Below are 8,943 nucleotides of genomic sequence, written 5' to 3'. Positions count from 1 at the left end.
CCGCACCTGGCCGCCGACCACCCCGGTGCCCGGAAGCGGGCCCATCTGCAACGCCACTTCGCCATCTGCACCGCCACTTCCCAGTCTGCAACGCTACTTCGGGGTTAACAACGCCGGTTAACCGTCTGCTGAAGGCCCCCGCAGGTACACAGCAGAACGTTAAGTGGCGTTGTTAACGCCCAACCGGCCAAGCAGACACCCAGCATTCCACCTGGATGAGATGGGGCTGTCGTTCGTTGTCGGCTCGAAGGTCAGCAAGGCGCCCTACGACCTGGCTGAGTACACCCACTTCCACGGCGATGCTTACCAGGACGGCCAGCTGATCGAGACCACTACCCCCAAGAAAGGTGCCAGGAGCTGTCCAACAGGCGCTACGAGGGCCAGGAACCGGCTGCCCTGGGAGCCCGAGGGCGGCCCGGCCTCGTGGCGGGTCCTGTGGCAATACTCCGCCAGGCGCTTCTCCCACGACAATGCCACACTGACCGCCCAGGAGAACAAGGCCAGAGCCGTCGTCGACGGCGAGATGGCGGTCCGTAGGCCGAGGTTTGTCAAAGGATCCAGGAACAGCATCAGTCCTCGACGAGGCGTCCCTCAAACGCGCCCGCGCGGTCGCAGGGCCTAAAGGGTACGGCACCAACATGACAGCGGCGCGTGTAAGCGCTGCTGAGGTCGTCAGCTCCTACCCGCGCCTGTGGCACGTGGAGCAGTCGTGGCGCATGAGCAAACACGACTTGAGGGCCCGCCCCATCTTCCACCACCAGCGTGACTTCATTGAGGCGCACCTGACCATGGTCATGGCAGCCCTTGCCGTGGCCCGCTATCTGCAAGACGCCACCAGCATGTCAATCAAACGCATAATCCACACCCTCAAGCCGATCCACACCGCCCAGATACACCTCGCCGGCCAGACCATCATCGCCAGCCACCCGCTCACACCCCAAGCCCAGACCATGCTCAACGCGCTCTACATCGACCCCGAGATCTGACACCCGAAACGGGACACCAAGATGTCAGGAGTCAGGCCTGAATACCGCAGGGCACTAAAGTGAGACGACCCAGGCGGTGTGCCGCCAGTACTCATGCGCCCGCCGCAGCGCCCACCGATGACCAACCGCAACCGGAATGTAGAACGCAAATGGTATGGCGAGTAGGCACAAAAAGGCGGCGCATATGATGTTGTTGTATAATGCAGCGATCATCCACGAAAGTAGCAATGCCATCCTTACTGCTAATACGTGCCACCAGAGAACCTTGGTTCTGTCTATGTCCGCTTGATCGCAGGTGAGGACGCGGGGGTACTTCCGTGTGTCCCAGCGGAAGGTGTGCGGTCCTTGGCCTGCGGTTGGCTGTGCTCGGGTGGGCCTCATTTGGGTTTCTCGGGTGCCAGGGTTTGCTCTACTTGTTCGACGGTGTTGTACATGAGGAGTTTGACGTGCTTGAGTCCTTCGGGGGGGTGCCCCTATGTGGTTTGTCAAGCGGCGGTGGGTAGTTGTTGGGTTGGTTGGGGGTCGTAGAGGGAGCCGTCTCGGATCGTGGCGTATAGGGTGAGGATGCGGCGGTGGGCGAGTGCGAGTATGGCTTGGCCCAAGGCGTTTGCCCTGGGCGCGTTTGCGTTCGTAGTAGGCCCGGGATGCGGGGTCGGAGCGCAGTGAGGCGAAGGCTGACAGGAACATGGCTGGCTTGAGGCGCTTATTGCCCGCGTGGGAGACGCACCTCGCCCCGTATGGAGGACCCCGACCGCCGGGTGACTGGTGTCAGGCCGGCGTATGAGGCCAGGTGGGCGCCGGTGGGGAAGGTTCTACCCGCGGTTTCGGCCAGGAACACAGCGGCGGCCGGGACCCCCACCCCGGGGCACGGGTGGTCAGAGACCGGGCAATACCGAGGGCGGGGTCACCCGCCAGGGCCACTGGCCTGGGCGGCGACATCGTCGCGTTGGGCGCGGGTGGGCGATGAGCCGGCCGGTGTCGGGTGGGGCAGCACCACCCCGGCCGCGTCGGTACCAGCGACCACGACGGTCTGCTTGTTCAGGGCGTCGGTGATGGCCTGCGCCCAGGCGGCATGGCGTCTGCACCCGTTGGATTTGAGTTTGGCGTCGATACGCGCCCGGCCGGCCTTGCGTAGGTCGGCTGGGGTGGGCCAGGCGGCGATCACTTCAAGTATTGGGTCGTGTTCGAGCCACTTGCCCAGCACAGTCTCGAGGGCTGGGTGGATCTGGGTGCACACGGGCCCCGGATACGGTTTGCGGTCTGGCTGGTCCTGACGGGCCAGGTCCAGGTCAAAGCCGGTGAGCATGCTCAACGCGGCCGCGTCCTCGTCCGAAGCGCTGATGGACCTGAGCGTGTGGGGCATGGTGCGGGCGGCGTCGGCGATCACCGCGGCGTCCTTCGCGTCGGTCTTGGCACTGCCCGGGGGCCTGGTCCGCGATACGGCGCATCGACAGGCCGGGCAGGTAGCCCACGGTGATGCCCATGTCCTGGGCCACCGCCACTGCCAGGGCACCGATCGTTGCCGGCTGATCCACAGCCACCAGGACCCGGCCGTGCTCACCGAGCCGTTGGTAGACCTCGCGTAGCCGGTCCTCGCTGTTGGGTAGGGCCTTGTCGAACAGCTTCTTCCCGCCACCGGTCAGGGCCGTGGCCCAGTGCTCGGCTTTGCCGACGTCGATACCGACGAAGACCTCCACGTCCTCGATATTCATTCTTCCGCGCCCTTCCGTGCGTTGGTGGGTCAGCCTGTCAGGCAGACGGCCCCGCACCCACGCCTGCGAAAGGACTCGCGTCAAGCGGTCCGTTCCCCTAATCAGCGCCTCCCCTCCGCCCGCCACCACCGATGACTTTCACCCCCCGGATCATCAAACGACAGGGGCACCACACCCATGCCCACAGCGGCTGGCCCAGCCACCGGCACTCCTTCACCGGCGACCACAAACAAGGTAACGGGGGGAGAGTGCCGAGTTCATGGCGGAGTTCTGGGTGCCGAGTATAGAAGTCGATGACTCGACTGAGTTGTACGCAACCAAGCCTTAAGTAACTCATCGGAACAGTGTGTAGTTTTCCGTGCTTTGTGCCGACTATCAGTTTGCCGCCGTGGGCTCCATAAACCGTGGGACGGTCTCCCCAGGGGATTCTGGCCGCGTGCGACGTGTCGGGCCACGTTCGTATTCCATCGGCGGTCATCATAATGGCTTCTGCACTTGGAGGTATCAATGGGTTTTGCCTGATCCCGGATACGTTCGCGGCGATGAAAGCTGAGCCCAGTACAGTGGCGGCGAGTCCGCCTGCCGGTGTGTCGGGTGATGTCCATGCCATCCAGACGGCGACCAGTATTGTGCACGTCGTCAGGACGATTATCGCCTGGTTGTAGAGGAAGGCCGCGAAAGAAGCCGATGATGTGGTGGCGACCCCTCTGAGTCGCCAAGCGGTTGCGGCGCGCTGGCGAATCGCTGACTTTCTGTAAGACGTGTATGGTATAAGAAGTAGGCATTGACTGTTATAAGCCGCCAGGATGACCGCGAGAGATGGTCTGCCAATGGCAATTAACGTATAGCAGCCGAAGGCTGAAACTGCGCTCATCATCAACAATGCTCTTTGTGTCGATGAGCTGTCGTCCGCACGCTCGCAGGCGATTGTGCCTCGGCGTGTGTTCTCTGTCGCGTCCTGGGCGTCACTGGACGCTCTAGATGTCCACTTCATCAGAATGCTCGCTGCCATTGATCTGAGATCCAGCCGCCTGCGTCGTCTACCCTATCGACTCCCCAGTCCCAAGCGTCACTAAGGCCTTCGTCGAATTTGGTCGACGGGCGGAATGGGGCGTCATGAACGGTAGACATGGTTGGTTGTTCTAGGAGCAGTCGTTGTGCGTGGTTGACTTACGGTGGCGGCGTGGGCGTCTACGTGGTTGCGGGGGTAGTTGTTGTTCGACTTCTTGGACGGTTCGTTGCATGAGGGAGCGGATGCGTGCGAGTCCTTCGGGTTTGGCGAGTTCGTGGCGCAGGCGGCGGTGGCGGGTGTAGAAGTCTATGACGCGGCGTAGTTGGTTGTATTCCATGGGGAGGCTGCCCATGGGGAAATCGTGGTCGTAGCGGTAGCAGGTGATGGCGGCGTTGGCGGTGGTGGTTAGGAGCAGCTGGTAGGCGACCACCTTGGTGACCTGTGGCCGGTTCTCCCAGGGGATGTAGGTGGTGTGGCGGGTGCCGGGCCATGTGTGGATGCCGTCGTGGGTGAGCACGAGCGCGGGCCTGTGGCGCAGGGTGAACGGGGTCTTGCGCCAAGACGCCGTGGCCAAGCCCATGAAGAGAGAGGCGAAAAACACTGTGCCTCGCATGGTGGAGCCGATCGGTGTCTGGGTGAGCCGCACGAACCACACCAGGCCGATGCCGGCTGCGCCGGCAAGGAACACCATGCCGAAGAACAGGTATTCCGCTATGGCGGTGCCCCGGTCGGGGAAGAATAGTGTGGAACCCTCGGTGTGCCGCCAGTACTCGCGCGTACGCCGCAGTGCCCACCGATGATCAACCGCAACCGGAATATGTAACGCGAAGGCTAGGGCAACTAGTCCAAAAACAACGCTGCATGTCACATTGTTGTACAGTGCTGCCATCATCCAAGATACGAGGAGTGATCCGCACGCCGACAGGGTATCCCACCAGGGGGCTTTGGCGCGATCTGTGTCCGCCTGGTCGCAGTTGGTGACATGGGGATACTTCCACCTGCCCCAGCGGAAGATGTGGTGATCCGGGCTCATGGCAGTCGCTGTTCTGACGGAATCATTTGTCATTCGTGGAACTAAGGGTCTGCTCGACTCGTTCTACGCTGTTATGCATGAGGAGCTGGACGCGATAGAGCCCATCGGGGGTCGCGAGCTCGTAGCGGAGATTGATGTGCTTGGTGTAGAACTCGATGACGCGGGCGAGCTGTCTGCCGCTGATGGTTGAGGTGTTTGAGGGGGATCAGGAACTGCAGGCGCTTGCGTGTGACTATGTTTAGCCCGTAGTGGCGTATGCCTGTTGCTTCCGGAAACGTGGTCCACGGGATACGACACCTGTAGGGCTCGTTCGGCCAGGCGAGTATGCCCTCGGGTCGTAGCAGTATCGCGGGGCGGGTGCGCGGCTTCCGCGGTTCGTCAACAAGTACGCCGAATACCAGTATTGCCAACAAGCTGATCGCGGCCATCGATGACCCGATAGAACCCGGGATTCGATAAGGGGCGAACCACGGGATTGCGAGGGTGATCAGGCAGCCGACAATCACGATCGAGTTCGGCAGGTTCATGCAGGCCCGGCTGTGCCAGGACTTGATCGATGTGAGCTCCACGCCCTCGGGCACGGATCGCCACTCATGATGAGCGTACAGGTGATCGGATCGCTCGGACAATATCGACATGCAAGACGCCAGCCAATAAAGGGTGCTGAACCCAGAAAACACGGCGAGGGTGAACGCTCTAGCCAAGCTTGCTGCCATCCACGCCGCCAGGATGCCTAGTGCTGCGCAGAACGGCAGTACTCGCAGCCATCTGTCATTCTGGCGGTCGACCTGGTCAAAGGTCAGAACTGTTGAATGTCGGGAAAGCCGCTTATTGCGAAGGACGCCTTCGATGATCGGCTTGCCTGGTTTCATCCGAAGGCCTTGTTCCATTGATCCGATATCCAGTCGCCGGCGTCGTCGACGTGGTCTGCGCCCCAGTCTTGTATGTCGTTCAGTCCTTTGTCGTTATTCTCGGGGGTCTCTAAGGGTAGCATGTGTTCGTGGGCGTACCCGACTCTGACCGCGACAGCCGTGGCGGCAGCGGCCGGGTATACTAGCGCAGGTATTGCCAGTGTGGTGATCTCACGGGTTATCACTGTGGCGCGTTCTGCGCGATGACGCAGTATGTGCAGCCAGCTCATAACCGCGCCCGTGTCCCCTGGCGACGCGTTGGCTGATGTGAAGCTCGCTCGAGTCATATGTTGCCTTGGTTCACTTGCGGTGTCTGCGTGGTCGTTTGGGTGTCGGTGGGGGTAGTTGCTGTTCGACTTCCTGGACGGTGTGTTGCATGAGGGATTTGACGCGTTCGAGTCCTTCGGGTTTGGCGAGTTCGTGGCGCAGGCGGCGGTAGCGGGTGTAGAACTCGATTACGCGGCGTAGTTGGACGTATTCGATGGGCAGGGTGCCCATGGGGAACTCGTAGGTTCCTGTCTGGCTTTTGATGACGGCGTTGGCGGTGGTGGTTAGGAGTAGTCGGTAGCCGACCACTTCGGTGACTTCGGGCCGGCTTTCCCATGACACGTATGTGCTATGGCGGGTGCCGGGCCAGATGTGGATGCCGTCGTGAGTGAGGGCCAGTGCCGGGCTGGGGTGTAGCGTGAAGGGGGTCTTTCGCCAGGACGCGGTGGCCAAGCCGACCGTAATGGAGGAGAGGAATACGGTTCCGCGCATGGTGGTGCCGATGGGGGATGCTGTGAGCTGGGCGTACCACACCAGGCAGATGCCAGCTGCGCCGGCGAGGAACACCAGGGCGAAGAACGCGTACTCGGCTATGGCGATGCTCCGGTCGGGGAAGAACAGTGTGGCCCCCTCGGCGTGCCGCCAGTACTCACGCACACGTCGCAAAGCCCCAAGATGATCCACCGCAACCGGAATATGTATTGCAAAACCTGTCGCGACTAGCCCGAAAACGACTGCGCAAGAGGTGTTGCCTACCAAAGTTACCAACATCCAGGCAAAGAGGAGTGTTCCGCCCGCTAATAGTGCCTCCCACCAAGGAGATTTCGAACGGTCGATATCTGCCTGGTGGCAGGTGGTGATGCGCGGATACTTCCGGCGTTCCCTCCAACTGGGCATATGACTATCCGAACTCATCCAAAGATCCGATTCCATTGGTTGGAGGCCCAGTCGGTCGCGTCATCCACGCGGTCTGCACCCCAGTCCCACATGTCATTAAGGCCCTCGTCTATCTTTCCGCGTATTTCCAATGGTACATAGTTCTGATAGAGATAACCTACGCCTACTGCTACGGACCCTGTCGCGAATACGGTTGCCCACACTGGCGCTCCCGCTATTGCGACCGCCGTTGCTGCCGAAGCTGCGGCTGGAAGCAGTACCTCGGACGGCGAGTCGCCTGTCGCGAGTTCGATGCCAATGAATCCGAGAGTGACGGAGATGCCTGCCGCTTTGGCGGCCTTCTTCCCGGTTTTGGCTACGTGTTCGGCGGCGTCCGCTTTAGGAGAACGGCCTAGGTTCCTGTCCACAGTGTCCTGATTCGGTGCCTTGCTGCCGGATCTGACCGCGGGGTTGCCTGAGCGCTTAATCGCTTTTGCGGTTGCCGCTGCAAGCGCGGTGTTGTACAGCGCGGTTGCCTTGTGGTAGTAGACGTTCTGTGCGGTTGCTTCGGCTCCTTCGCCGAAGGCATTTTCCACCATCTCCTTGACCCCGTCCATGAGGACGTTGGCCAATATGTTGGACTCCGCGGTTACGAGGTGCTCATCTATCCAGTCGTCGAGCTTGTCGAAGGTCTTCTGTACGTCCTCGCTGACCTCGTCGAAGAGAGCTTTTTTGGTCTGGTAGTCCTCGTAGGCGCTGTTTGCGGTGGTCCACTCCTGCTTCTGGGCAGCAGTGGCATTGTTGCCCAGGTCTGCGGGCTTGGACACCGGGATCGGCGCCGCAATGACGTTGCCGACGACCGTGAGACCGCCGGCGATCGCGGTCTCGCGGTGCTCTGCCATGTCATCCTTGCGCCAACCCAACTGGTCGGCGAAGGAACGGATCACGTCGACGGCCTTCTTAGCACGGTTGTAGGCGTCTTTGCATGCGTCATGCAAGTCGTCGGCATAATCAGCCGCAGCGTCGGCGATTTCACCCGATAGGGTGTAGCGCGATGTACTCGATGCGCCGGAGAACATCGTGCTCGCATCGGAGAAGCCGTCCTGCAGCTTCTTGAGCCAGTCGGCGGCACGATCGACAGACTCGACGCTACCGGGGATCGTGGTGTCGATCTGGGCGGTGCACACGCCGCCACCGGTGTCTACAGGGAAGCTCGGCGTGGTCACGGCATCTTCTCCTCCATGTCGCGGAAGGTCTGTGCGACGTCGTGATCGGCGCCGGTGACCAGATCGATGGCGTTCTTCATGTTGGTGTTGCCGAGTTCGGCCGCCAAGGCGAGTGTGCCGGCATCCGTAGCGAGCTGGGCGATCATACTGGCGATGTAGGTGCTGCCGTCACCAGCATCGACCGAATAGGGCACTGTCGGCTCATTGACCTCCAGGTCGTCCTGGGCGGTGGCGAACTTGCCGGCGATCGCAATCGCCATGTCATAGTCGAACCGGAACTGCTCAGTCATCGCGTTGCCCTCCGTGCCGTATCCGCCGCGGTACGCCACAACTCCTGCGGCACGGCCAGGTCCAGGTAGATGACATCGTAGTGCTCCACGGCCTCCAGGTCGCCTAGCCTCTCGGTCGGGTACAGCACCCAGGGCTGGTGCGGGCCCATGCAATCCGCCAGACGATCCAGTGCCGTGTAGGCCAACAGGGCCATCCGCCCGTCGTTCGTCCGGCGTAGTTCGATCTCCGCGCCGTAGGTATTCGGCGCGCCGGTAGACGGCAAATAGAGCGCGGGCGGGATAACCGGCCTCTTGCCGCGTGGGGGTTGGCCACTGCGTGAAGGCCGTCGATTTGGGCGGTCGGCGCCCTGGCGACCACGATAAGAGTCCAGGTGCCGCCCATTGACAGCGGCGACCGCAGGGGCCGCAGCGGTGGCGGCCGCTGTGGCGACCTCCCGTTGTCTTTGCTCCCTGCGGGCGAATAACTCAGCGCCCGAGATCAGGAACTTCGGACCGGTGCTGGAATCCATGACGGCAGCCTACATGGTCGCGTTGCGAAACCGTTGCCGTCCGCGCCTGTGGTCTCGACTGCACTGAGGGTGTTATTCGTGTGGTTTTACCATCGGGTTCGGTAGAGTTCGAGTTTGGTGG

General features: G+C 61.7%; 8 protein-coding genes and 1 pseudogene. 2 read left to right on the top strand and 7 right to left on the bottom strand.

The window, feature by feature from the left end:
- Window positions 1-220 precede the first annotated feature (220 nt).
- Together Q4A20_RS14060 and Q4A20_RS14055 are read left to right on the top strand one after the other, a co-directional pair.
- A complete protein-coding gene (locus Q4A20_RS14060; RefSeq protein WP_303123920.1) occupies window positions 221-622 on the top strand; it encodes a hypothetical protein in 402 nt (133 codons plus the stop codon).
- 16 nt (window positions 623-638) lie between these two features.
- Window positions 639-986 carry a hypothetical protein gene (locus Q4A20_RS14055; protein ID WP_303123918.1) on the top strand — a complete coding sequence of 116 codons (348 nt, stop codon included), beginning with the start codon at window positions 639-641 and terminating at the stop codon, window positions 984-986.
- 485 nt (window positions 987-1,471) lie between these two features.
- On the opposite strand, the pseudogene Q4A20_RS14050 reads toward Q4A20_RS14055, so the two are convergent.
- From Q4A20_RS14050 to Q4A20_RS14020, 7 genes and pseudogenes are all read right to left on the bottom strand, one after another.
- Window positions 1,472-2,698: pseudogene (locus tag Q4A20_RS14050) on the bottom strand (IS110 family transposase).
- A 1,142-nt stretch (window positions 2,699-3,840) separates the two neighbouring features.
- Window positions 3,841-4,602 (bottom strand): hypothetical protein, encoded by a 762-nt coding sequence (locus Q4A20_RS14045; RefSeq protein ID WP_303123917.1) that lies wholly within the window; start codon window positions 4,600-4,602, stop codon window positions 3,841-3,843.
- 1,009 nt (window positions 4,603-5,611) lie between these two features.
- Window positions 5,612-5,884, bottom strand: coding sequence for a hypothetical protein (locus Q4A20_RS14040; RefSeq protein ID WP_303123916.1), 273 nt, complete (start codon window positions 5,882-5,884; stop codon window positions 5,612-5,614).
- Window positions 5,885-5,954: 70 nt separating this feature from the next.
- Entirely contained in the window at window positions 5,955-6,587 is a 633-nt protein-coding gene (locus Q4A20_RS14035; RefSeq protein WP_303123915.1) for a hypothetical protein, read from the bottom strand.
- 245 nt (window positions 6,588-6,832) lie between these two features.
- Window positions 6,833-8,023: a hypothetical protein gene (locus Q4A20_RS14030; RefSeq protein ID WP_303123913.1), complete on the bottom strand. Its 1,191-nt coding sequence runs from the start codon at window positions 8,021-8,023 to the stop codon at window positions 6,833-6,835.
- Window positions 8,020-8,313 (bottom strand): hypothetical protein, encoded by a 294-nt coding sequence (locus tag Q4A20_RS14025; RefSeq protein ID WP_303123911.1) that lies wholly within the window; start codon window positions 8,311-8,313, stop codon window positions 8,020-8,022. The genes Q4A20_RS14030 and Q4A20_RS14025 overlap by 4 nt, the downstream gene beginning before the upstream one ends.
- Window positions 8,310-8,822 carry an SAV_915 family protein gene (locus Q4A20_RS14020; protein ID WP_303123909.1) on the bottom strand — a complete coding sequence of 171 codons (513 nt, stop codon included), beginning with the start codon at window positions 8,820-8,822 and terminating at the stop codon, window positions 8,310-8,312. The genes Q4A20_RS14025 and Q4A20_RS14020 overlap by 4 nt, the downstream gene beginning before the upstream one ends.
- Window positions 8,823-8,943: the final 121 nt, after the last annotated feature.

The sequence above is a fragment of the Actinomyces sp. genome, from assembly GCF_030530635.1.
Classification (GTDB): domain Bacteria; phylum Actinomycetota; class Actinomycetes; order Actinomycetales; family Actinomycetaceae; genus Actinomyces.
The sequence above is the reverse complement of the archived record's forward strand: the minus strand, read 5'-3'. Positions and strand labels throughout refer to the sequence as shown.